The 22,165-nt window shown below is 68.2% G+C and carries 22 protein-coding genes; 12 read left to right on the plus strand and 10 right to left on the minus strand.

The window, feature by feature from the left end; translation table 11 throughout:
- Window positions 1–32: 32 nt before the first annotated feature.
- The gene (locus ACSYDW_RS06415) at window positions 33–1,178 is read right to left on the minus strand and encodes a lipid II:glycine glycyltransferase FemX (protein ID WP_438337879.1); all 1,146 of its coding nucleotides are present in this window, start codon (window positions 1,176–1,178) and stop codon (window positions 33–35) included.
- A 94-nt stretch (window positions 1,179–1,272) separates the two neighbouring features.
- Here ACSYDW_RS06415 and ACSYDW_RS06420 point away from each other — a divergent pair, with 94 nt between their 5' ends.
- The 6 genes from ACSYDW_RS06420 (at window position 1,273) to ACSYDW_RS06445 (ending at window position 6,993) form a co-directional block, all read left to right on the plus strand.
- Entirely contained in the window at window positions 1,273–1,602 is a 330-nt protein-coding gene (locus ACSYDW_RS06420) for a metal-sensitive transcriptional regulator (RefSeq protein ID WP_438337880.1), read from the plus strand.
- A 50-nt stretch (window positions 1,603–1,652) separates the two neighbouring features.
- Window positions 1,653–1,976: a heavy-metal-associated domain-containing protein gene (locus ACSYDW_RS06425; RefSeq protein WP_438337881.1), complete on the plus strand. Its 324-nt coding sequence runs from the start codon at window positions 1,653–1,655 to the stop codon at window positions 1,974–1,976.
- Window positions 1,977–2,052: 76 nt separating this feature from the next.
- On the plus strand, window positions 2,053–4,362 hold the full coding sequence (locus ACSYDW_RS06430; protein WP_438337882.1) for a heavy metal translocating P-type ATPase: 2,310 nt from the start codon (window positions 2,053–2,055) through the stop codon (window positions 4,360–4,362).
- Between the two features lie 172 nt (window positions 4,363–4,534).
- Window positions 4,535–5,143, plus strand: a complete 609-nt coding sequence (locus ACSYDW_RS06435; RefSeq protein WP_438337883.1) for a helix-turn-helix domain-containing protein — start codon at window positions 4,535–4,537, stop codon at window positions 5,141–5,143.
- Between the two features lie 56 nt (window positions 5,144–5,199).
- Complete coding sequence (locus tag ACSYDW_RS06440; protein ID WP_438337884.1) at window positions 5,200–6,573, plus strand: NAD(P)/FAD-dependent oxidoreductase; 1,374 nt, start codon at window positions 5,200–5,202, stop codon at window positions 6,571–6,573.
- A 54-nt stretch (window positions 6,574–6,627) separates the two neighbouring features.
- Window positions 6,628–6,993, plus strand: coding sequence for a cupin domain-containing protein (locus ACSYDW_RS06445; RefSeq protein ID WP_438337885.1), 366 nt, complete (start codon window positions 6,628–6,630; stop codon window positions 6,991–6,993).
- Window positions 6,994–7,095: 102 nt separating this feature from the next.
- Here the strand turns inward: ACSYDW_RS06445 and ACSYDW_RS06450 are convergent, their stop codons facing one another.
- Window positions 7,096–8,064 carry an EamA family transporter gene (locus ACSYDW_RS06450; protein WP_438337886.1) on the minus strand — a complete coding sequence of 323 codons (969 nt, stop codon included), beginning with the start codon at window positions 8,062–8,064 and terminating at the stop codon, window positions 7,096–7,098.
- 142 nt (window positions 8,065–8,206) lie between these two features.
- Between ACSYDW_RS06450 and ACSYDW_RS06455 the strand changes: the two genes are divergently transcribed.
- Together ACSYDW_RS06455 and ACSYDW_RS06460 are read left to right on the plus strand one after the other, a co-directional pair.
- Entirely contained in the window at window positions 8,207–8,755 is a 549-nt protein-coding gene (locus ACSYDW_RS06455; RefSeq protein WP_438337887.1) for a CGNR zinc finger domain-containing protein, read from the plus strand.
- 63 nt (window positions 8,756–8,818) lie between these two features.
- Complete coding sequence (locus tag ACSYDW_RS06460; protein WP_438337888.1) at window positions 8,819–9,148, plus strand: hypothetical protein; 330 nt, start codon at window positions 8,819–8,821, stop codon at window positions 9,146–9,148.
- Window positions 9,149–9,229: 81 nt separating this feature from the next.
- Here the strand turns inward: ACSYDW_RS06460 and ACSYDW_RS06465 are convergent, their stop codons facing one another.
- From ACSYDW_RS06465 to ACSYDW_RS06475, 3 genes are read right to left on the minus strand one after another with little or no spacing between them, the layout of a single operon-like run.
- Window positions 9,230–9,529, minus strand: a complete 300-nt coding sequence (locus ACSYDW_RS06465) for a hypothetical protein (protein ID WP_438337889.1) — start codon at window positions 9,527–9,529, stop codon at window positions 9,230–9,232.
- Between the two features lie 37 nt (window positions 9,530–9,566).
- A complete protein-coding gene (locus ACSYDW_RS06470) occupies window positions 9,567–10,139 on the minus strand; it encodes a hypothetical protein (RefSeq protein ID WP_438337890.1) in 573 nt (190 codons plus the stop codon).
- Between the two features lie 9 nt (window positions 10,140–10,148).
- Entirely contained in the window at window positions 10,149–11,390 is a 1,242-nt protein-coding gene (locus tag ACSYDW_RS06475; protein ID WP_438337891.1) for an alpha-hydroxy acid oxidase, read from the minus strand.
- Between the two features lie 263 nt (window positions 11,391–11,653).
- On the opposite strand from ACSYDW_RS06475, the gene ACSYDW_RS06480 reads away from it, so the two are divergent.
- Window positions 11,654–12,313 (plus strand): GntR family transcriptional regulator, encoded by a 660-nt coding sequence (locus tag ACSYDW_RS06480; RefSeq protein ID WP_438337892.1) that lies wholly within the window; start codon window positions 11,654–11,656, stop codon window positions 12,311–12,313.
- 34 nt (window positions 12,314–12,347) lie between these two features.
- Here the strand turns inward: ACSYDW_RS06480 and ACSYDW_RS06485 are convergent, their stop codons facing one another.
- Both ACSYDW_RS06485 and ACSYDW_RS06490 read right to left on the minus strand, forming a co-directional pair.
- Window positions 12,348–13,898 (minus strand): polysaccharide deacetylase family protein, encoded by a 1,551-nt coding sequence (locus tag ACSYDW_RS06485; RefSeq protein ID WP_438337893.1) that lies wholly within the window; start codon window positions 13,896–13,898, stop codon window positions 12,348–12,350.
- Window positions 13,899–13,989: 91 nt separating this feature from the next.
- Entirely contained in the window at window positions 13,990–15,885 is a 1,896-nt protein-coding gene (locus ACSYDW_RS06490; protein WP_438337894.1) for an acyltransferase family protein, read from the minus strand.
- A 186-nt stretch (window positions 15,886–16,071) separates the two neighbouring features.
- On the opposite strand from ACSYDW_RS06490, the gene ACSYDW_RS06495 reads away from it, so the two are divergent.
- From ACSYDW_RS06495 to ACSYDW_RS06505, 3 genes are read left to right on the plus strand one after another with little or no spacing between them, the layout of a single operon-like run.
- Entirely contained in the window at window positions 16,072–16,701 is a 630-nt protein-coding gene (locus ACSYDW_RS06495) for a hypothetical protein (protein WP_438337895.1), read from the plus strand.
- The gene (locus ACSYDW_RS06500) at window positions 16,701–17,405 is read left to right on the plus strand and encodes a response regulator transcription factor (protein ID WP_438337896.1); all 705 of its coding nucleotides are present in this window, start codon (window positions 16,701–16,703) and stop codon (window positions 17,403–17,405) included. The genes ACSYDW_RS06495 and ACSYDW_RS06500 overlap by 1 nt, the downstream gene beginning before the upstream one ends.
- A 6-nt stretch (window positions 17,406–17,411) precedes the next feature.
- Complete coding sequence (locus ACSYDW_RS06505) at window positions 17,412–18,692, plus strand: sensor histidine kinase (RefSeq protein ID WP_438337897.1); 1,281 nt, start codon at window positions 17,412–17,414, stop codon at window positions 18,690–18,692.
- A 38-nt stretch (window positions 18,693–18,730) separates the two neighbouring features.
- Here ACSYDW_RS06505 and ACSYDW_RS06510 read toward each other — a convergent pair whose 3' ends face one another.
- From ACSYDW_RS06510 to ACSYDW_RS06520, 3 genes are all read right to left on the minus strand, one after another.
- Window positions 18,731–20,086: an MATE family efflux transporter gene (locus ACSYDW_RS06510; RefSeq protein WP_438337898.1), complete on the minus strand. Its 1,356-nt coding sequence runs from the start codon at window positions 20,084–20,086 to the stop codon at window positions 18,731–18,733.
- A gap of 55 nt (window positions 20,087–20,141) precedes the next feature.
- Complete coding sequence (locus ACSYDW_RS06515) at window positions 20,142–21,302, minus strand: MFS transporter (protein ID WP_438337955.1); 1,161 nt, start codon at window positions 21,300–21,302, stop codon at window positions 20,142–20,144.
- A gap of 91 nt (window positions 21,303–21,393) precedes the next feature.
- The gene (locus ACSYDW_RS06520) at window positions 21,394–22,161 is read right to left on the minus strand and encodes a CPBP family intramembrane glutamic endopeptidase (RefSeq protein ID WP_438337899.1); all 768 of its coding nucleotides are present in this window, start codon (window positions 22,159–22,161) and stop codon (window positions 21,394–21,396) included.
- Window positions 22,162–22,165 lie beyond the last annotated feature (4 nt).

The following is a 22,165-nucleotide window of genomic DNA, read 5'->3' on the forward strand; positions in this document are numbered from 1 at the left end:
CGGCCATGCCGCGCGGGTCTCGGGCCGTATGGTCAGTGGCGGTCGCGCATCGCCATGTATTTGTTGAAGCCCCAGGCCAGCGGCTTGTTCAACGGCAGGTCCCATTCGCCAAGGGTTTGCACGATGTCACAGCCCATGGATGTCTTGAAGTGGGTGAGCCCCGACAGGTGGTGGCCCTTGTCGAGGGTTGCCGAAACACCGCCCTGGTCCAGGTAGATGCACCCTTCCTCGAGGGAATCGGTGATCATGCGGTGCACCAGCGCCTTTGGCGCAAAGAGCTTGCGTTCGGCCGAGCTGGAGGCGCCGTAGACGTACCAGGCGAGGTTCCCGCTGCGCACGCGAATTGCCGATGCCAGGTCCTGCCCCTCGTGGGAGGCGAAGTACAGGGTGCAGGATCCCGGGACCGCGGCATTGAGTTCCGTGAACATGGTGGTGAAGTAGCTGGAGGGGCGACCCGAGAATTCGTTGCGGTCCGCGGTTTCCTTGTACAGGGCGTGGAAACGGTCCATGTCGTTGGCGGTACCCAGCTGGATATCCAGCGGACCGCGGGCCCCCTTGCGGGTTTCGTTGCGCGCGGTCTGCGCAAACTGGGCCAGCACCCCGTCGATGTCGAGGGGTGCGCCCTGCGCATCGACCAACGGAATACGTGCCACGAATTCCGGCTGTCCGGCAGCGAAGTCCTCGCTGACCTCCTGCTTGGTCCACCCCGCGCTGGACAGACCGGCGGCCAGCACCTCGGCGGCCTCACCATGCCGGGAAACTTCCAGTTCCGGCATGAGTTTGTTCGTGCCGCCGGAAAGTGCCCTGCGGACATCGTTTGCCGCCCAGGTGTTGCGCATCAGTCCCGGGCCCATGCGCACCAGGAACACCTTTTTGGAGCGGAAGTGCTTGACCATCGGGTCCAGCACCGCATCCAGGGAGTAATTTGCCCAGTCGATGACGGGACCGTCGGGCAGGTAGGCGAGGGTTCGCCCAACGACCGGGGCCGCGCGGTGCAGCACCAAGGCGACTCCCACAATCTCGCCCCCGGCGAACCATCCGATGGATTCCGGTGCCCAGCCGCCCTTGACCTTGGCCCATTCCGGGCGTTGCAGGAAACTGACGCCGTTGCGTGCGTTAAGGAACGAAGAATGCTCGGTTGAGGTGATGGGGGCAATCGAAAGCTGGGTCTGTGGCACCGAGCCAGCATAGCAACGATGCCTTGACACACCCCATTCAAGATACCCCCAGGGGGTACTTGACAACATACCCCTTGGGGGTATTATTGGCACTATGGAAAACGTTGCAGCTCCCGTCGATGAACATGTAAACCATGCCTACACCGCCAACAAGGAGGCCCTGCTGAAGCGGCTACGCCGCATCGAAGGCCAGGTGCGCGGCGTCACCCGCATGGTTGACGAGGAAAAATACTGCATCGACATCCTCACCCAGATCTCGGCCATCAACGCGGCCTTGCACAAGGTCAGCCTCGGCCTGGTGGAGGACCACGTTTCCCACTGCGTGGTCAACGCCGCGGCGCAGTCCATCGAGACCGGCGACGATTCCATCGTGGCCGACAAGGTCGCAGAGGTCACCACCGCCATTGGCCGGCTGCTGCGCTAGGCGCGGCACACCCATTTTCCAGCACCCCCAATCACCACCCAAGGAGAAACATGGGCAACGAATCAAGCTGCGGTTGCGGCGGTTGCGGCTGCGGAAGCAGCTCCAACGAAGGACTGACCATCACTTCACGACCCACCGAGGACACCATGAGCACCAACATCACGCTGAAGATCGACGGCATGACCTGCGGCCACTGCGTTTCCTCGGTCACCGAGGAACTCACCGCGGTTCCCGGCGTCAGCAACGTCGAGGTCTTCCTCTCCGCCGGCGGCACCTCAACCGCCACCCTCACCACCAACGCACCGCTGGAGAACGCCGTTCTCGACGCAGCGGTCACGGAGGCCGGCTACACGCTGGTTTCCGTGGACGACTAGGCATCCACCACTCGCCCGCGGTGTGTCCGGGCCCGGCGCCCGGACACACCGCGAGGCTTGAGAAAAGAATGGAACCATGAGCAACGACATCCCGTTCCCCGCCAACCAACGCATCGTCGAACTGGACATCCAGGGCATGACCTGCGCATCGTGTGTCGGCCGGGTCGAACGCAAACTTGGAAAGATCGAGGGCGTCGAGGCCTCGGTGAACCTCCCGCTGGAATCGGCACGCATCACGGTCCCCGAAGACGTCAGCGACGAGCAACTCATCGCCACCGTCCAGTCCGCCGGGTACCAGGCCAACGTGAAGGCCGACCGGTACGCCCCCGCGGCCCCTGCGGCACACGCCCACGCCGCGGCAGGACCCAACGTCGACGCCCCCGGCGCCGACGAACCGCACTCGATGCCGGGCATGAACCACGCCGGTGAACCCACGGGCAACGACCTCAAGAAGCGCCTGGTCGTCGCCGCGATCTTCACCGCGCCGCTGTTCGTCATTTCCATGGTTCCCGCCGCGCAATTCCCGCACTGGGGATGGGTCGCACTGGCACTGGCAACTCCCGTGGTGTTCTGGTCCGCATGGCCGTTCCACCGCGCCGCGGCCATCAACGCCCGCCACTTCGCCTCGACCATGGACACGCTGGTCTCGATCGGCGTGCTCGCGGCATACTTCTTCTCCCTCTGGCAGCTCGTCACGGACCCCAACATCACGGCCCACGTCGGCATGTCGATGAGCGACCACGCACTGTACTTCGAGACGGCCGGCGTCGTGGCGACGTTCCTGCTGCTCGGCCGCTACCTGGAGGCACGGGCCAAGTCCCGGGCCGGGGACGCGTTGAAGACCCTGCTGGATCTCGGCGCCAAGGACGCGACGGTGCTGCGCGACGGCGTCGAAACCAAGATCGCAGCCTCCGAGCTGGCCCCGGGCGACGAGTTCGTGGTCCGCCCCGGCGAGAAGATCGCCACCGACGGATTCGTTGTCACGGGCCACTCCGCCATCGACACAGCACTTGTCACAGGTGAATCCGTGCCCGTCGAGGTGGGCCCGGACGACACCGTCACAGGCGCCACCATCAACACCTCCGGGGCCCTGCTGGTGCGCGCCACGCGCGTCGGGGCAGACACCACGCTGGCCCAGATGGGCCGCCTGGTCTCCGAGGCGCAGACCGGCAAAGCGCCCATAGCCCGGCTGGCCGACCGCATCTCTGCCGTGTTCGTGCCGATCGTGCTGGCCATCGCGGTGCTCACCTTCGTGCTGTGGCTGGTGTCCACCGGGGACCTGGACTCGGCGTTCGCAGCGGCCGTCGCGGTGCTGGTCATCGCCTGCCCGTGCGCCCTGGGCCTTGCAACCCCCATCGGCCTGCTGGTCGGCACGGGCCGCGGCGCCCAGTTGGGCATCCTGATCCGCGGGCCGCAGGTGCTCGAGGACACCCGGAAGATCGACACGGTGCTGCTGGACAAGACCGGCACCATCACCGAGGGCAACCTCGCCGTCACCTCGGCCACCCCGGAACCCGGCTTCGACGAGGCCGGGCTGCTGGCCCTGGCCGGTGCCGCCGAATCCGGCTCCGAGCACCCGATCGCCCACGCCATCGTCAGGGCCGCACGGGCCATCGCCCCGCTGGCCCCGGCCGCGGCCTTCACCTCCGCCCCCGGCGGCGGCGTCCGTGCCACCGTGGGCAGCCGCACGGTCGTCGTGGGACGGGAAAGCTGGCTCCGTGAGAACGGGATCGAGCTGCGCGACGGGCACCGCGCGGCGCTGGCCCGGGCGCAGCAGTCCGGGGCAACCTCCATCATGGTGGGCATCGACGGGACCTTCGCGGGACTGGTGAACCTGGGCGACACCATCAAGGAATCCTCGGCGGCCGCGATAGCCCGGCTGAAGGAACTGGGGCTGCGCCCGGTGCTGCTCACCGGCGACAACAAGGCCGTGGCCACGCAGGTCGCCGCCGCGGTGGGCATCGCCCCCGAGGATGTCTACGCCGACGTCTTCCCCGACGGCAAGGCGCAGGCCGTGCGCGAACTCCAGGGCAGTGGGCGGGTCGTGGCCATGGTCGGCGACGGCGTGAACGACGCCCCGGCGCTCGCCCAGGCCGACCTCGGCATCGCCATGGGCTCGGGCACCGACGTCGCCATCGAGGCGGCGGACCTGACCATCATGGGCAACGACCTGAACCAGGTGGCGCAGTCCATCGAGCTCTCCCGCAAGACCCTGGGCACCATCAAGATGAACCTGTTCTGGGCCTTCGCCTACAACACCGCGGGCATCCCGATCGCGGCCCTCGGGTTCCTGAACCCGATGATCGCCGGCGCCGCCATGGCCGCCAGCTCGGTGCTGGTTGTCGCGAACTCCCTGCGCCTGCGCGGTTTCGGCAGACGCGGCTGATCCATCGACCCGGCCCGGCACGAAGGCCCGGCGTTCCCGCAGGGGAATGCCGGGCCTTCGTCGTGCTGCGGGCACCCGCCACCGCTCCACCCCCCCACACACCTGTCACACAACGGTTTTCATTGTGCCGCGCGTCACATGCACCTACAGTCTGTAGTGAACAAAGTGTTTAGTGGCTCAAAACGGAATGCTTGATTCCGGGAAGCAGGGTGCAACCGTGACGGCAACGGACGACGCAGGGACCCTCGGTGCCCGTGTGCGTTCAGCGCGGGAACTGCGCGGACTCACCCTGCGCCGACTGGCCTCCACCACCGGCCTGAGCCCCGGGTTCATCAGCCAGCTGGAGAACGACAGGTCCAACGCGAGCGTCGCAAGCCTCAGGAACATCGCCTCGGCACTGGGCGTGAGCGCCGCCGAACTGATCGACGGGACACCGCGGGAATCGCAGGGCGTGCTGCGCAAGGCCCGGCGCCCGCGCATCCACATGGCCGACGGGCTGACCAAGTTCAGCCTGAGCCGGGCCCCGCTGCGCAACCTCGAAATCTACTCGGGCCGCCTCGAACCCGGCGGCAGCACCGGGGAAGGGCACTACAGCCACGGAAACGCGCAGGAGTTCGTGATGTGCCTCGAGGGCCGGATCGAGCTGTCCGTCGGGGAGGAAATCCACATCCTCGACGCCGGCGACAGCATCGAGTACCGCACCAGCGTCGAGCACGGACTGCGCAACATCGGGGACACCGACGCCGAGGTCCTCTGGGTCATCTCCCCGCCCACCACCTGACCCGCCCTCCGACCAACCCGTCACATCCACCACGAAGAACAACCAGGAGCAACCCCATGACAGTGAACGGCAATGTTTCGTTCTGGTACGCCGCCGACGGCATTCCCGGCCAGCGGACACCCCTGACCGGGGACACCACGGCCGACGTGGCGATCGTCGGCGCGGGCTACACCGGGCTGTGGACCGCGTACTACCTGAAGAAGGCCGACCCGTCGCTGGATGTCGTGGTGCTCGAGAGCCGCTTCGCCGGGTTCGGCGCCTCCGGGCGCAACGGCGGCTGGCTGACCAATTCGATCACCGGCGGCCGCGGCCAGTACGTCAAGACCCACGGGCGCCAGGTGGTCGGCCGCTTCCAGGAATTGCTGAACGAGACGGTCGACGAGGTCATCGCCACCGCGGGCGCGGAGGGCATCGACGCGCATTTCCACAAGGGCGGGGAGTTGAACGTCGCCCGCAACGAGGCGCAGCTGGCCCGCCTCAAGGAGGCCGCCGCGGCCGAGGAAGCGTGGCCTGAGGCGGGCGCCCGGCTTCTCGACGCACGCCAGACCGCCGAACGGGTCAACATCGCCGGTGCGCTTGGATCGATCCACCAGCCGCACGCGGCACGCATCCACCCGGCCAGGCTGGTGCGTGGACTGGCCGAGGCGTGCGAACGCCTGGGCGTGAGGATCTACGAGGGCACCGCCGTCACCGAGATCCTCCCGCGCAAGGCCGTCACCGCCTACGGGACGGTCGAGGCGACCTATGTCCTGCGCGCCACCGAGGGTTTCACCGCGAACCTCAAGGGATCGCACCGCGAGTGGCTGCCGATGAACTCCTCGATGATCGCCACCGCCCCCCTGCCGGATTCGGTCTGGGAGGAAATCGGGTGGAACGAGCGCGACACCGTCGGGGACATGGCCCACGCCTACATGTACGCGCAGCGCACCGAGGACGGGCGCATCGCCCTGGGCGGGCGCGGGGTGCCCTACCGCTACGGTTCCAGGACCGACACCGACGGGGCCACCCAGCCCGCCACCATCAAGCTGCTCACCGACATCCTGCACGACATGTTCCCGGCAACCCGCGGCGCGGCGATCGACCACGCCTGGGCAGGGGTGCTGGGCGTGCCCCGCGACTGGAAGGCCACGGTGGGCCTGGACAAGGAAACGGGCATCGGCTGGGCCGGCGGCTACGTCGGCACCGGCGTCACCGCCACCAACCTTGCCGGGCGCACCCTGCGGGACCTGATCCTGGATCCGGGCAGTGAACTGGTGCGGATGCCGTGGGTGAACCGCAAGGTGCGGCGCTGGGAGGTCGAGCCGGCCCGGTGGATCGCCGTCCAGTCGCTTTACAAGGCGTACGGCATTGCCGACCAGGCGGAGAAGACCGGGCGTTCGGCGACGTCGAAGATCGCACACATCGCCGACCTCGTTTCCGGCCGCGCCTGATCCGTTCCGGAGCCCGCCCAGACCAACACCTCGACCGAAAGGCCCGTGCAAGACATGGCACCATCGTTGATACACTTGCCCGCCGCCGGCCATGCCGGGCTGGGCGCATTCGCCCCCAAGGCCACGGCCCTCACCGAGGGCATGGCGGAAGCCACGCTGGAGCTCTGGTCCGCCGACTCCCTTGAGGTGGGGGTGTGGGAAGCAACGCCTGGCACATTCTCCGCCGTCCGCGACGGCTACCACGAGGTCTGCCAGATCCTCTCCGGGTCGGTGACGATCACCCCGGAGGGTGGCAGCGCCGTGCGGGTCGGGGCCGGCGACACGGTGGTGATGCCTGCGGGCTGGATGGGGTTGTGGGAGATCCACGAAACCGTCAGGAAAACCTACGTGGTCCTTTCCGGCGTGGGCAACCCCGCGTAGCCGGATCGGCCGCCAACCAATGCAACACAGGGGGTGGGGCAACGCCTGCCCGGCACTGCCGCACCCCCTGGGCCAAGACCTCGGATCGGCGTGCTCGTGTGCCTACGGGCTGCGCATTTCATCGGCCCGCACCAGCAGCACACCGCCGACGATCAACGCGCCGCCGAAGAGCTGGATGCCGGCCGGGAGCTGCCCGAGCAGCAGCCACGCCCACACCACGGCAAAGAGCACCTCCGTCAAGGAAATGAAGGAGGCAAGCTTGGATCCCAGTTCGCGGGCAGCCATGATGCCGGTGACGTAGGAGATGACGGTGGAGCAGAGAATCAACCCGCCCAGCGCCACCCACCACTGGGTTTCCCACTGGGCAAGTTGAACCGGCACGAACGCCACGCGCAGCTCCAGGAGCCCGAACGCGGCAACCAGACCCATGGTCGCGGAGCCCACGTACAAGCCGCCGGTGGCAAGCACCAGGGGCGGAAGGGCCCCGTCCGCACGTGCACTGACAAAGAAGTAGACGACCAGGCCGACCGCCGCGCCGAGGCCCCACAGCACGCCGATAGGGTCAACCCGGTTGCTGCCGGTCAAGTCGAGCACCGCGACCAGGCCGATCAGGGAAAGCACTGTCCCGCCGATGGTGAGCATCGTCGGGCGCTTGCGGTGCCGAATCCACAGGAAGAACACGATGAGCACCGGAGCCAGGTACTCGAGGAGCAACGCCACGCCTACATCGAGCCGCTCGACGGCCTGGAAGTAGAAGAACTGGCACGCCGCCACGCCAAAGAGCCCGAAGAGCACTATCGATTTCCAGTTGTGCGCGGCAAGGCTCCATTTCCCTCGCATCACCACCAGCGTGGGGATGGTGAGCACCAGCGCGGCAACGGACATCCGCACAGTCACGGCCGCGGCCGGCGACCAGCCGGCGTCGAGCAGGGACTTGGCGAACGACCCTGAAAGCCCAAAGAGCGCCGAGGAAAACAGCGCAATACCTACCCCGCCGATGCGGTGTCGTCCTTGCTGGATCGTGGGCGCCGGCGCGCCGGCCAACTCGGATGAAACCTTCTCCAACGGCATGCTCACTCCTCGGCATCGGGATTCAGTCGTAGTGGTGCTCTCGCACCACCAGATCGACTGTCAGGGGTAAATGAATGTATGCTCATGACACTAGATCCCGAGGCGATATTCCGTCAATCCACAAGGCACCACAGGAGTCATAATGATCTTTGCCCCTGACACAGAAGCGGCTCTGGCGTCGGTTGTCGACCTCCTCAACACCACATCCGGGGAGCCCGACGCCCTGCTGACCCTGGCGGATCTCGACCAGTTCATCACCGAGCAGCGCTATTCCGGTTCGCGCACCCACAGTGATGCCGAGCTTCGCTCGGTGCGCCAGCTGCGTACCCAATTGCGTGAGATCTGGCTGGCCGCCGAGGACGAGGCCGTCGAGCAGGTCAACTTCATCCTCCGCAACGCCAGGGCCCTTCCGCAGCTGGTCAAGCACGACGGCTACGGCTACCACATCCACGCCACTACCCAGCAGGCACCGTTGAGCGAGCGCATGGCCGTGGAGGCAGCCATGGCGCTGGTCGATGTCATACGTTCCGGTGAATGCGACAGGCTGCGCACCTGCGCAGCATCCGACTGCGACGCGGTCCTGCTGGATTCGTCAAAGAACCGCTCCAAGCGCTATTGCGACACCGGCAACTGTGCGAACCGCGAACACGTCCGCGCCTACCGCCAACGCCAATCAGCGCAAAAACTGTAGTCCCCACCATTAGAATGGACTCATGGCGGAGATACCTCCGATCATTCGACTCGAGGAGCAGCAGTGAGCAACGAACAGGCACCCCAGAAGCACGCTTCTGACGATTTCGACGTGGACCTGGAAAAGGCCAACGAAAGCCCCCTTCGCGCTGCCACCCGCTGGGCCGCGGGCCTCGTTGAAGGTTTCTTCGGCGGAGACGGCTCCGATGTCGTGGGCGCAGCAGTTGTTGTCCACAAACTCGAGGACCACTCCGAGGTCATCCGCATCAACACCGGCAGCATCGAAGAGGCGGAATCCCTCGTGGCCATGGTTCGCTCGGACCTGGAAGAGCTCACCGCCGAGGAATTCCTGGACCGCTGGAGCGCCGCGGACAACGAAGAACACGCCTCCTAGGACACCTTCCGGCCGGGTCCCGGAAACGGAAAAACGAAAGCCACCGAGATTCGAATCTCGGTGGCTTTCGTTTAAGTTCCCTTAGTGTCCCGGCTTCTTGTCCGGGTTCGCCGAGGAGCGGTTGACGCCGGATCCGGTGCCAAGGTCCTCGGGGTTTTCCTTGCCGGCCATGGTCATCACGGAGATGACCAGCAGGCAGGCCACGAACGCGACACCGAAGGCCACAAGCCCGATGTCCAAACGCAGCGGATTCTCCGAGCCGCCGGTCGCCGAAATCGTGGCTACGACGCCAGCGATCAATGCCATGACAAGCGAGAAGGACAGTGGCGCCTTGATGCTCTGCTGCCAGGATTTTTTCTTCTCAACAGGGTTGTTGCCCACGTTAAGGCCCTCCTACAGGTTTGGTTCAACGTCCAGTCTAGCCCCAAAGGCCGGCTTGGCTTTCCTTGGCATCATGCCGCAACCCGAAGGCCGAGATCAGTTCGAAGACGGCAAGGATGATCGCACCGCCACCTGCCAGGCCAAGCAACGCGTGGGCATCCATGTTCAGGCCCATCAACAGCGCTGCACCAACACCCAGCCCGACAAAGCCCGTGACCAGCTGGTCCTTGAAGGGCACGAAGTCGGCGCGGAGGCGGAAAAAGACCACGATTTCCAGGATGCCGGCAATCATGAAGGCGACGGCCCCGGCAATGCCGATGACCAGCACCTCGGGACGTAGTGCCATGACCACGCCGGCCAGGATCATCGACACAGCGGCACCGGCGTAGTAGCCCTGCGCAGCCTTCGGCGCGCTGGGTGCCTTGGCGTAGTCCCACATGAACTTGGCACTGGCCACCATGAACGCGGCAAGGCCGTAGGCGAGGAACTGGTTGCTGGCACTGGGCCAGAAGATCGAAAGGAGCGCGAAGCCGGCAGCCGTGATGGCACGTCCCATGACGGGGGTCGCAGCTTCGGCGGCAATGGCGGCGGGGATTTTTACGGCAGGCACCCTTCGAGTCTAACGGCGCTCCAGCTGTCCCCTGAATTCGGGGACCCTGCGGCGCATGAGCTCCGGACCGAGGTCGGCGATGCTAGCGGCACCCATCAACTGCATGTTGACGCGGATCTCCTCTGCCAGCAGTTCGATGACGCGTTCCACTCCGGCCTCGCCGCCAGCCATGAGCCCGTAGAGGTAGGCGCGACCGATCAGCACGAAGTCGGCGCCCGCACAGAGCGATGCGACGATGTCTGCCCCGGACATGATGCCCGAGTCCAAGATGATCTCCACCTCGCTGCCGACTTCCGCACGGACCTCGGCCAGCGCCTCGAAGGAGACCGGGGCGCGGTCGAGCTGGCGGCCGCCGTGGTTGGAGACGACCAGCCCGTCGGCGCCGGCGTCGACCGACTTGCGGGCGTCCTCGGCAGTCAGTACGCCCTTGACGAAGAGCTTCCCGGGCCAGATCGAACGGATCCACTCCAGGTCGGCGAAGGAAAGCGTCGGGTCGAACATCGAGTTGATAAGCGTCGGCAGGTCGGTGCTGGTGTTGGACAGCGATGCGAACTTCAGCGAATCCGTGGTGAGGAAGTTGAACCACCATTCGGGGCGGTAGGAGGCGTCGAGCACCGTCTTGAGGTTCAGCTTCGGCGGGATCACCATGCCGTTGCGGGCGTCGCGCAGGCGCTGTCCGGCAACGGGCGTGTCGACGGTGACGAGCAACGTGTCGTAGCCAGAGTCGCGGGCGCGCTGCAGCAGCTCCCGCGACTTCTCGCGGTCCTTCCACAGGTAGAGCTGGAACCAGCGGCGGGAATCGGGCGCGGCCTCGGCGACCTCCTCCAGGGAACGGGTGCCCATTGTCGAGAGTGAGAACGGGATCCCGGCGCGGGCCGCGGCCCGGACGGCGCCGGTTTCCCCTTCGGCGTGCATGAAACGCGTGAAACCCGTCGGGGCGATGCCGAAGGGCAGCGCGGAGCGTTCCCCGGCGATGTCCGTGGAGAGGTCGGCGGTGGCGGTTCCGTGCAGGATCCGGGGGATCAGCTCGACGGAGTCGAAGACCTCGCGAGCGCGGCGGTAGGTCAGTTCGCGCTGGGCTGCCCCGTCGACGTAGTCGAAGGCGGGCGTCGGGGTGCGCCGTTTGGCGATGGCGCGGATGTCCCACACGTCGGCGGCCTTGGCCAGACGTGCAGCGCGGCGGTCAAGGTTGATCGGCTCGAACTTCATCAGCGAACGCAGTTCTGAGATCTGTGGGAGGTGTCGCTTCATCGTTGGGTTCCTTCACGTGGTTCGCCTGCCGGAAACAGGGCTGGGGTGTCGGTGGATGCGGCCCCGGCGATCACCGAGGCCAGGTAAGGCATGCCAGGGGTTCACCACCCGGAACGGCCGGGCCCCGTCATCTCCCAGGAGTTCGACGGTGAAAAATCCCTGAAATATATTTCTATCGGACGGGTAAGATCTTTTACAAGAAATCGGTCCGCACTTGACCAATATGACGCTCCCCCCGCGGGCGCCCACCCCCAGGAGGCTGCATGGGAACATCGCTGACGGACGGCTTGGTCGTCCAGTTACGCTCGGCGATCCTCACCGGCGAACTGGCACCCGGAAGCATCGTGGTCGAACCGCGCCTGGCCGAGGAATACTCGGTCTCGAAGACGCCCGTGCGCGAGGCCCTCCGGATCCTGACCACGCAGGGACTGCTCACCGTGCTTCCCAAGAAGGGCTACCTGGTCAGGACCATGGGGCTCAACGACGTCCAGGAAACACTTGACCTCCGGATGCTGTTGGAACCCCACGCAGCGGCATCCGCTGCGGGTTTCCTCTCCCCGGCGCTCGTCGCGCAATTGCGCCAGAACCTCGATGCGCAGGCCGAGGCATCCGCCCAAAGCCCGCTGGCCGCCATGGAGGCAGCGCAGCGCTTCCACCAGTGCATCGCGGATGCCTCGCGCAACACACGGCTGGCGGACACCCTGCGCCATTGTTTCAACGAGACGGCGCGCGCGCACCACGTCCTTCCGGGCCTCCAGCGCTACATGAGTGCGCCAGCGGAGCAGGCCGAACACGAGGCGATCTATGAGGCCATTGCCGGTGCCGATGCGCACGCCGCCGAGGACGCCATGCGGGTCCACCTGCGGTCCATCCGCGCCACGATGGCCCAGCAGTTCAACGACCCCGGAAGCCTCTGGGCCTGAGATCCCTGGAGGCCGGGCAGGTGATCCGGTTCGCCTAGCCCTTCGGCTTCGCCTTGACCGGGGCCGGGCCCCGGCCGTAGACGGCTCCGTCCTGCGGGTTGACCGAGGCCAGCAGCTCGGAGACCGTGACAAAGTGGTATCCCTTGGCCGCGAGTCCCTTCAGGATCGCCGGAACTGCCTCTACGGTGCTGGAATGGATGTCGTGCATCAGCACTATCGATCCGGGTTTGGTGTCGCGCAGCGTGTTGGACACGACCTTCTTCGCATCACGCACCTTCCAGTCCAGCGTGTCGACGTCCCAGAGGATGACCGGAGCCCCGGCAACCTTCTTGACCGTCTTGTTTGTCGCACCGTACGGCGGGCGCAGGAGAGTCGGCGCCACGCCCGTCGCGTCCTCGACCACCTCGGAGACCGTTCCGATCTCCCGGGACACGCTGCCCGGGGACAGCGAGGTGAGCACGCGGTGGTTCCAGGTGTGGTTCCCGATTTCGTGCCCCTCGGCCAGCATGCGCGCCAGCATCTGCGGCCGGGCCTCGGCGTTGGGGCCGACCACGAAGAACGTTGCCGCGGCGTCCGCCTGCTTCAGCGCATCCAGCAACTGACCCGTCTTGGGCCCCGGGCCGTCGTCAAAGGTCAGGGCCACGCACTTGACCTTGCGGCAGTCAGTTGCCGGCCCTGAAGCATCGACGGTTCCCCCACCGGGCTCCTTGGCTCCGGCGTTGCCGCCCGCTTCCGTCGGAGAGGGCGAGGGCGAGGGTTCCGGCGCCGGCAGGCCGGTGGGCCGCATGCCGGCCTCCCGGGCCCGCCGGCCGCGGGCGCTGAGCAGTGGCGAGACCTCGCCGCCGGACAGCTTGAGGACCACGTCGCCCTCGCCGTGCGCCGCAACGGTGTTCTCGCCGAATTCCACGAGCATGTCGCCGCTGGCGTCGAAGTTGATCGAGGCCGGCTGCCGCGGGTCGGGCGTGGAGGCGGCGGCTTCATCGAATCCAGGGTGCCGGCCCAGGCCCTCGTCCACGAGCTCGGCAAGGCGTTCGAGGGCCGCAGCACCGGCAAAGAGCTCCTTGGTGTCCAGCTTCCGTCCCGCCTCCAGGTCGAACCACTGCGTCAGGTAGCCCCTGGAGGCCTCGCCGCCGAGCACCGTGGTGGTGCTCGACCTGATGCCGAGCATCGTGCGCGATGATGCCGTCAGTTCCGGGTCGATGCCCAGTTCGTGGGCCGGTGCCTCCCCGGCGGTCTGCCCGCCCAGCGCCGCAAGGTAGGCGGCGACCTGTGCATCGACGGCCGCCCGTTGCGCGTCCCCCACCTCCTGATGGCCCGGAACCTCCAGCCACTGCGCGAAGACACGGTTCACCTCGTCGGTGCGCGCCTGCTGGTGGATTCCCGGGACAAGCTCGAGGGAGAGCCCCTGGCGCGGGGAGTATCTGACGGCGGACGGTTCCGGTGCGGAGGTCTCGACACTCCCGGGGACGGGCGTCCCCGGCGCGCCCGCCGGCGCGCACCCGCTCAACAGGGCGGCCGCCACCACCAGCCCCGTGATGCGGTGGACCAGGACCCTGCGGCGGGATTGCGGATGCGCGATGGACAAGATGTTGCCTTTCAGTCTGTGGCCGCGAAGCGGCGGCCCGGGGTGTGTGGGTTGTGACGGTCCGGAGGGGAAAGCGGCGGACACCGCGGGTTCAGGAACGCCGCAGCGCGCCAGAGACAAGCTGCGCGTATGCGCGGGCCCCGTCGACTCCGGGGTGGATGCCGTCCCGCGCGAAGTCGTCGAGTTCCGGCGCCACCGAGGCCCAGTCGGCAAGGTGCACGTTCGGGTATTTCCCGGCGGCGCTGCGGTACTTCTCGTTGACCGAGCCGGCCCACGGTCGCGGGGCGTGCACTGTGACAAGCACCAGCTCACGGTCCGGGCCGATGATGCCGCGCACCTTCTCGATGGTTCCGGCCGGAAGGTCCCCGTTGGTTCCCAGGCCCAGCACGACGACCCTGCGCAACCGGTTTTCATCCCCCAGCCGCTGGAGCTTCTCCGGGGCTTCCCAGACCTGGGCGCCCACCGTCGCGTGGATGGAGATGCCGGGCAGTTCCTTCAACAGGGCCTGCGAGGAGGCGAGCATGACCGAGTCGCCCAGCGCCGTGACCTCGGAGCCCGCGGCACGGCGCCCCTTGGCCGACCCCTGTGCCTTCCCGGATTCCTTGCCTGTGGCCGGTGCGGCCTGCGGGTCGGCCGCCGGCGCGGTGCCGGGGGCCTCCGCCTGCCGTCCGAGCATCTCCTGGGCCTCCGCCAGCTGGCGTTCCAGGCTGCTCTGCGCCGGCGAGGCCACCAGCGCGGTGGCGGCGCACACCGCGACAAGCAGCAACCCCGCCAGCGGAAGGATCCGGGCGCGCCGTCCGGCGGCGCCCGACTTCAGCGCAGCGATCCGCCCGGCAATACCCGTCCGCCAGGCACCCAGGGTTGCCCTGAAACCGTCGCGCATGACCGGGCGTTCCACCAGGTGCCACGATGCGGCTGCGGCAAGGAAGGTGGCGGCGAGGACGCAGAGGTCCGCGGCGGTGGCTGCCTCCGGGGGGAAGAGCAGCCCGGCCAGCACCAGCAGTGGCCAGTGCCACAGGTAGAGCCCGTAGCTGCGGTTGCCCATCCACCGCAGGTGCTGCTGGGTCAGCAACCCGCGCACCAGCGTGTGCCGCTGTCCGAGGGACAGCACCAGCCCGGCGGCTGCCACGCAGAACAGGGCCATGCCCCCGCGGTAGGTCGCAGCCGAGGTGTCGGGCAGCAGGAACATGGCAGCCAGCATTGCAGCGAGCAGCGCACCGATCGACAGGTTCCCGGCGCGGCCTGCCAGCGGCAGGACCCCTGCCGCGAGCGGACTCGTGCGGGAGCTTGCGTGGATTGCCGCGGCGGCGCCGATCAGCAGCCCGAATCCGTGGGTCCAGGTGCCGAAGTAGAGCGCGCTCGCATCCTGGCCCGGGACGAAGGCCCACGCCATGCTTGCCGCAGCGGCAACCCCCAAGATGGCCACTGCGGCCAGCAGCCGCTTCTTCGTGCGCAGCACCACCGCCAGCAGGACCAGCAACACCGGCCAGAGCAGGTAGAACTGCTCCTCGATGGCCAGCGACCACAGGTGCTGGAAATAGGGTGGTTCGGCGGCGGCGAAGTAGCTGTCCCCCGCCGCGACCTGCATCCAGTTGCTGGTGTAGGTCAGCGCCCCCAGCCACTGCGCACGCAGGTTCGCGGGCATCGCGCCGCCGGCAAGGACCGCCAACGCCGTGGCGCCCAGCAGCATCAGGAGCATGGCCGGCAGCAGCCGCCGGGCCCTGCGGATCCAGAATCCGCCCAGGCCCACGGACAACCCGCCGTCGATGCGCCGCAGCAGCCCGCCGGTGATCAGGTAGCCGCTGAGCACAAAGAACAGGTCGACGCCGAGGAATCCCCCGGGCAGCACCTGCGGCCACAGGTGGTAGGCGACGACCGCCACCACGGCGATGCCGCGCAGGCCGTCAAGGGCCGGATTGCGGACCGGGGCAGCGACTGCGGCAGCCGTCGGTGCGGGATCTGCGAGCGGGGCGGTGCTGGATTTCACTGCCCCCATGTTTCCGCAAGCCCGCAACGGTTCCCGGCCGGGGACGTCTCGAACAACACACGAAGTTGTTACGCAATCGACAGGTGGGAACCGCATTTCTTCACGATTCCTTCGCAGGCAACCGGGCATAATGGCACTGACCCCCGAAAATGCGCCGGGGTCCGCACTCCCTCCGAAAGGAACGCCATGGCACTGCGCCGCGGCCCGGGCATTGTCCTGGCCATGGTCATCTGCGTGATGCTTGGTGCCTGTTCCACGGGCAGCGCCTTGCGCGTGGAGGTGCCCTCCGCCGGTGCCTCGTCCCCGGAGTCGGCGGCAACACGGCAGACCCCCAACCCCGAGGAGCCCGCGGCCTGGGAAAAGCCGTTCACCCCCGCGCAGGTCCGCAGCCTGCTGCTGGAAACCGACCTCAGCGGCCTGCGCGCCGACGGAGCGGATCCGGCCGAGATCCACGAATACCTCAGCACCTGCGCCCGCTGCGTGATAGCCCTGCCCAGCCACGAGGCCGCCGGCGAGCGCTTCCAGGTCTATTCGGTGAGCACCGCCGGGGACAGCTACAGCTTCGCGTCCTTCGTCATCCGCAACGACGCCGGGACCCCGAGGATCGTGCTGGCGGTGGGCGGCTCGGACATCTACCTGACCTCCGGCAGCGACGGCAGCCTGGTGGCGCAGGAAGCGATCTACGAACCGCAGGACCCCATGTGCTGCCCCTCGGGCTGGTCGGTGCGGCTCTTCCGCTACCAGGACGGCAGGTTCATCGAGGGAGACACGTTCAAGAGCCCCGTCGACTACGCGGGCCCCGAAGGAGAGATGTGATGCAGACCCCGGGAATCCGGTTGCTCATGATCGAGGACGACGAGGTCATCCGCGAGGCCACGACACTGGGGCTCTCCCGGCTCGGCTACCGGGTGGAGGGCATCGGCGACGGGCTGGAGGGCCTCCAGTGGCTTAAGGCGCAGCAGGCCACCGACCCGGTGGATGCCGTGCTGCTCGATGTCATGCTGCCCACCATGAACGGCACCCAGGTTTGCCGCGCGCTGCGCGAGTTCAGCACCGTCCCGGTGATCATGGTCTCCGCGCGCGGGGACGGCATCGACATGGTCAACGGACTGGATGCCGGGGCCGACGACTACCTGGCCAAGCCCTTCGACCTGCAGGTCCTCGATGCGCGGCTGCGCGCGGTGCTGCGCCGCACCCGCGAACCCGTTCCCGCACCGGTGGCCGCCGCCGAGGCGCCGCAGGTCCCGGCGACGGGGCTGGACATCGACCCGCACCGGCTCAGCGTCACGCTGGACGGGAAGGAAGTGCACCTGACCCCCACCGAGATGCGCATCCTGCTGGTCCTGGGCGCGGACCCGGGCGGGGTGGTCTCCCGCACGGAGATCCTCACGGAGGTCTGGGGCCACGGCTGGGACAGCGACCACCGCGTCATCGACGTCCACGTGCAGCGCCTGCGCCGCAAGATCGGGGCGGCGCGCGTGGAGACCGTGCGCGGCTTCGGGTACCGCCTCCATGGGTGAGCGCGCATGAGCCTGCGCTGGAAGATCACGCTTGTCACAACGGTGTCGGTGTTCATGGCGCTGCTGGTCTCCGCACTGCTGGTGCGCCAGATGATCAACACCTCCGAGGAACAGCGGCTGCGCGAGGAGGCCACCGCCTCGCTGCAGCAGGCGGTGAAGATCCTGGGCGAGACTGGCATCAGCGTGCTGGGCGCCACCGTCAACGACCCGGCCCTGCCGCAACAGGCCCGGGAGGCGGCACGCGCCGGGGACCTGGTGACCTACCGGGGCACGCTGGAGGGGATGCCGGTGATCTTCGCCGCCGCCCCCGTGGAGCTCGGCTCCCAGCCCGCGATCCTCTCGCTCTCCGTCTCCCAGGCCGGAAGCCTGCAGGTGCGCACGCAGATGGACACCGCGTTGTTCTGGGCCGGCATCGCCACGCTCTTCGTCGTCTCCGCGCTGGGCATCCTTGTCGCCTCCAGCCTGGTGCGGCGCCTGGCGCACGGGGCGCACGCGGCCCGGGCCATCGCCGCCGGGCAGCGGCAGATCGTCGTGGAAGAGGCCATCGGCCCGCCCTTCGTCGGCCGGGACGAGGTCGACGAGTTCGCCGCGGCGGTGGACGTCATGGCGGCGGAGCTCACAGCGAAGATCGCCGCGGAGCAGCGCTTCACCGCCGACCTGGCCCACGAGCTGCGCACCCCCCTGACGGGCCTTGTCACGGCGGCCAGCCTGCTTCCGGACTCCCGGCCCACCGAACTGGTCCAGGACCGGGTGGCCAAGCTGCGCACGCTGATCGAGGACCTGCTGGAGGTCTCGCGGCTCGAATCCGGCACCGAGGCCATCGACCTGGTGGCCACCGGGCTGGATGCCTGCGTCGGCGGCATCGTCTCCCGCGTCAGGGACCACTGCCCGAACCAGGGGACGTCGCTGGTGCTGGAGCTCGAGGCACCGGATTCCACCGTGTGGCTGGAGCCGCGCCGCCTGGAGCGGATCCTGGAGAACCTGGTCCGCAACGCGCTCACCCACGGCGCCGGGCCGGTGGTGCTGCGCAGCTCCCCGGGGCGCCTTGAGGTCTTCGACCAGGGCCCCGGCTTCCCCTCCTTCATCCTGGCGACGGGCCCGGAGCGCTACGTGTCAAAGGGCGGCGGGATCGGGCTGGGCCTGACCATCGCCTGCGGCCAGGCCGCGGCCATGGGTGCCCGGGTACAGCTCTCCAACGGCCCCGGCGCCCGGATCACACTGGACTTCGCCGACGCGGCACGCCCGCGCCCTGTCCCCCGGCCGGGCCACCCGGCGTCAATGGCGTAGGTTCGGGGTTCAGACGCGCTGTGCCGGGCCCGTGAAGTTCAAACGCCCAGCCGCATCCAGGCGTCGTTGCGCACTCTCCAGGAGAGCGTCGCCGCGCGCGAGGCCATGAAGCCGAGCCCGAAGGCCACCCAGATCCACACCACTGCCGAAACCCCGTGGTGCTCGAAGCGCGTGACGGCGTAGAGCATGGGAAGGTACACCACCAGGTTCACCATCCCGACAACTGCCAGGTAGCGGGCGTCCCCGGCGCCGATCAGCACCCCGTCGAGCACGAAGACCAGCCCGCACAGCGGCTGCGCGGCGGCAAGCACCCAGATCCCCGCCATCGTCGCCTGGTGCACCGAGTCGTCGGTGGTGAACAGCGCCCCGGCAAACGGCGCGGCCACGGCCAGCACCGCGCCGGTGGCCAGCCCGAAGTACACGCCCCAGCGGCACATGGTCCGCGTCAGCAGCCGCGCCCGCTGTTCGTTGGCGGCGCCGAGCTCCTTGCCGATCAGCGCCTGGGCGGCGATCGCCAGCGCGTCGAGGGCGAAGGCCATGAACGTGAAGACCGTGAACACCAGCTGGTGCGCCGCGAGCGTGAGCGCCCCCTGCCCGGTGGCCACCCACACCGTCGCAATCAGGGCCAGACGCAGGCTCAGCGTGCGCAGCATGAGCCAAGAGCCCACCTGCCCGGTGCCCAGCACCCCGCGCCCGTGCGGGGCCAGCGACTGGCCGGCCGCGCGGATCCGCGGCACCAGCATCCACAGGTACACCGCGGCCATGCCCCACTGGGCGATCGAGGTGCCCAGCGCCGCACCGGCCACGGACATTCCCAGCGGGTACACCAGGACGAAGTTCAGCACGACGTTGACGCCGAACCCGATGCCGGCAACGTAGAGCGGGGTCTTGGTGTCCTGCATGCCTCGCAGCACGCCCGTCGCGGCGAGCACCAGCAGCATCGCCGGGATCCCGAAGGTCGAGTACCTGATGTAGTCGACGGCGAAGCCGAGCACGGGGCCCTCGGCACCCATGGCCGCGGCCAGCGGCTCGGCACCCAGGAAACCCGCCACCGCAAGGATCACGCCCAGGCCCAGCGCCAGCCAGATGCCGTCGCGGCCCGCCGCCATGGCCTTGCCGGTCTCCCCGGCACCTATCGAGCGGGCCACCGCCGGGGTTGTCGAATAGGCCAGGAAGACCATGAGGCCCACCGCCGTCTGCAGCACCGTGGTCCCCAGGCCCGCGCCGGCCAGTTCGTTGATGCCCAGGTGCCCGATGATGGCGGTGTCGGCCAGCAGGAAGAGCGGTTCGGCGATCAGCGCGCCCAGCGCCGGAACGGCGAGCGCCAGGATGGTGCGGCCCAGTCCCCGGGACGACTCGTGCGGTGAAACCTTGTTTCCAGCTGCTGAACTCACGGGCCAAGCCTACCGGCGTACCCCGTCGGAACGCGTACGGCCCGGGCCCCGCCCGCTAGGCCACGGGTTCCGCGTGCCGCAACCCCAGCAGCGCCAGCGCCGCCGCCGCCACCAGCAGCGCGGAGACGGCAAGGCACAGCGCGGGCCATCCTCCGGCGTCGAAGGCCAGGCCTATGGCCCAGCCGAAGAGCGAGGAACCGCCGTAGTAGGCAAGGTTGTACAGGCTTGCGGCCTGCGCCCGCCCGCCGACCGCCACCAGCGGGATCCACCCGCTGGCGACCGCGTGGGCGGCAAAGAACCCTGCGGTGAACAGCAGCATGCCGGCCACCACCGTCGGGAGCCAGTCGACGAGCGTGACAAGCAGCCCGGCGAGCATCACCCCGGTGGACCCGAGCAGCACCGGCAGCCGGGCGAAGCGCCCCACGAGCGCCCCGGAGGCACGCGAGGACCAGGTGCCGGAGAGGTAGGCAATGAACACCAGCGAGGCCAGCGACGCGGGGATCAGGAACGGCGGCGCCTCCAGCCGGAAGCCCAGGTAGTTGAACACCGCCACGAACCCGCCCATGAGCAGGAAACCCTGGGCGTAGAGCACCGGCAGCTTGCCCCCGCGCAGGTTCATCCACAGCTTTTTCCACAGCGGGACAGCGTGCGGGCTGGACCAGGGAACCGGGGTGAAACCCCTCGGCTTCGGGGCCACGGCAATGAACACCGTCGCGGCGATGGCCGCCAGCACGCTGACCACCAGCGTGCCCACCCGCCAGTTCCAGAACTCGCTCAGCGGACCTGCGACAAGGCGGCCGGAGAGCCCTCCGAGGCTCGTGCCGGAAATGTAGGTCCCGGCGGCCACCGCCGCATGCAGGTGGGAGACCTCCTCGGCCAGGTAGGCCAGCGCGACGGCCGGGATGCCGCCCAGCGCCAGACCCTCGACGAAGCGCAGGGCCAGCAGCCATTCGAAGCCCGGGGAGAACGGCACCGCCAGCCCCAGCACCACCGCGCACACCACGGCGATCGTCATGGTGCGCAGCCGGCCCATGCGGTCGGCCAGCAGCGACCACCCCAGCACCGAGCAGGCAAGGCCCAGGGTTGCCGCGGAAACGGCGAGGGCCGCCTGCGACTGGCCGATGCCCAGGTCGCGCGAGAGCTCGGGCAGCACGCCCTGGACCGAGTACAGCTGCGAGAACGTGGCAACGCCGGCGGCGAAGAGCGCCAGGATCATGCGCCTGTAGCCGCTGCTGCCGTGCAGGTGCCCCTGCCACGGAGTCCCTCCGTCCCCCTGGATGCCCGTCACGTGTTCCGGTGCCTCCGGCCTACTGCTGGAAAAGCGGCAGCAGCGTGTAGGAAATGACAAGCGCCACCGAGTTGTTGAAGACGTGCAGGATGTAGGAGTAGGCCAGCGACTTGCCGGTGAGGACATAGGCCACGGACATCATGATGCCCAGCGTCGTGTAGGGGATCGCCGAGGTGACGTCGAAGGACCCGGCGCCGACGAAGTGCAGGCCGGTGAACAGGACGGCGGACAGCGCCACGCACACCCACACGTTGATCCTGCGGCTCAGTTTGCCGATCAGCAGGTGCCGGAAGACGTACTCCTCCACGAACGGCCCCAGCAGCGCCGTGACAACGTACATCGTCGCGAACGGCACCGATCGCGTCATGCCCTCGAGGGCCAGCTGGTTCTCGCTCTTCACCGGGTTGCCGACCAGCGCCATGGCAATCGCCCCGACCACCAGCGTGGCGAACCAGGCCCCGGGGATCATCGGGACCTTGACCCACGGTTGGTGCCTGAATGTCGCAAAGGAGCTGCGCAAGGCGTCGAAACCCATGATCATGGCGCCGGTGAAGAGCACGACGTAGGCGATGAGGTTCACCGCGAAGGCCGCCGATTCCTGGTCCTTGAAGGCCCCGGTGAACCCCGGGACCAGGGTGATCAGTCCTGCCCCGCCCAGGATGAAAAGCCCCAGGTAGAGCCCGAGGACCACCCAGTCCCCACGGCGCATCCGGCCGGGGTCGAAGACTGGCTGGCGCGGCCGCGGCAGGGGCGGCACGTAGTACTGCTGGGGGTGCGGTTGCTGCATAACC

This window comes from Paeniglutamicibacter selenitireducens, from assembly GCF_051550675.1.
Taxonomy (GTDB): domain Bacteria; phylum Actinomycetota; class Actinomycetes; order Actinomycetales; family Micrococcaceae; genus Paeniglutamicibacter.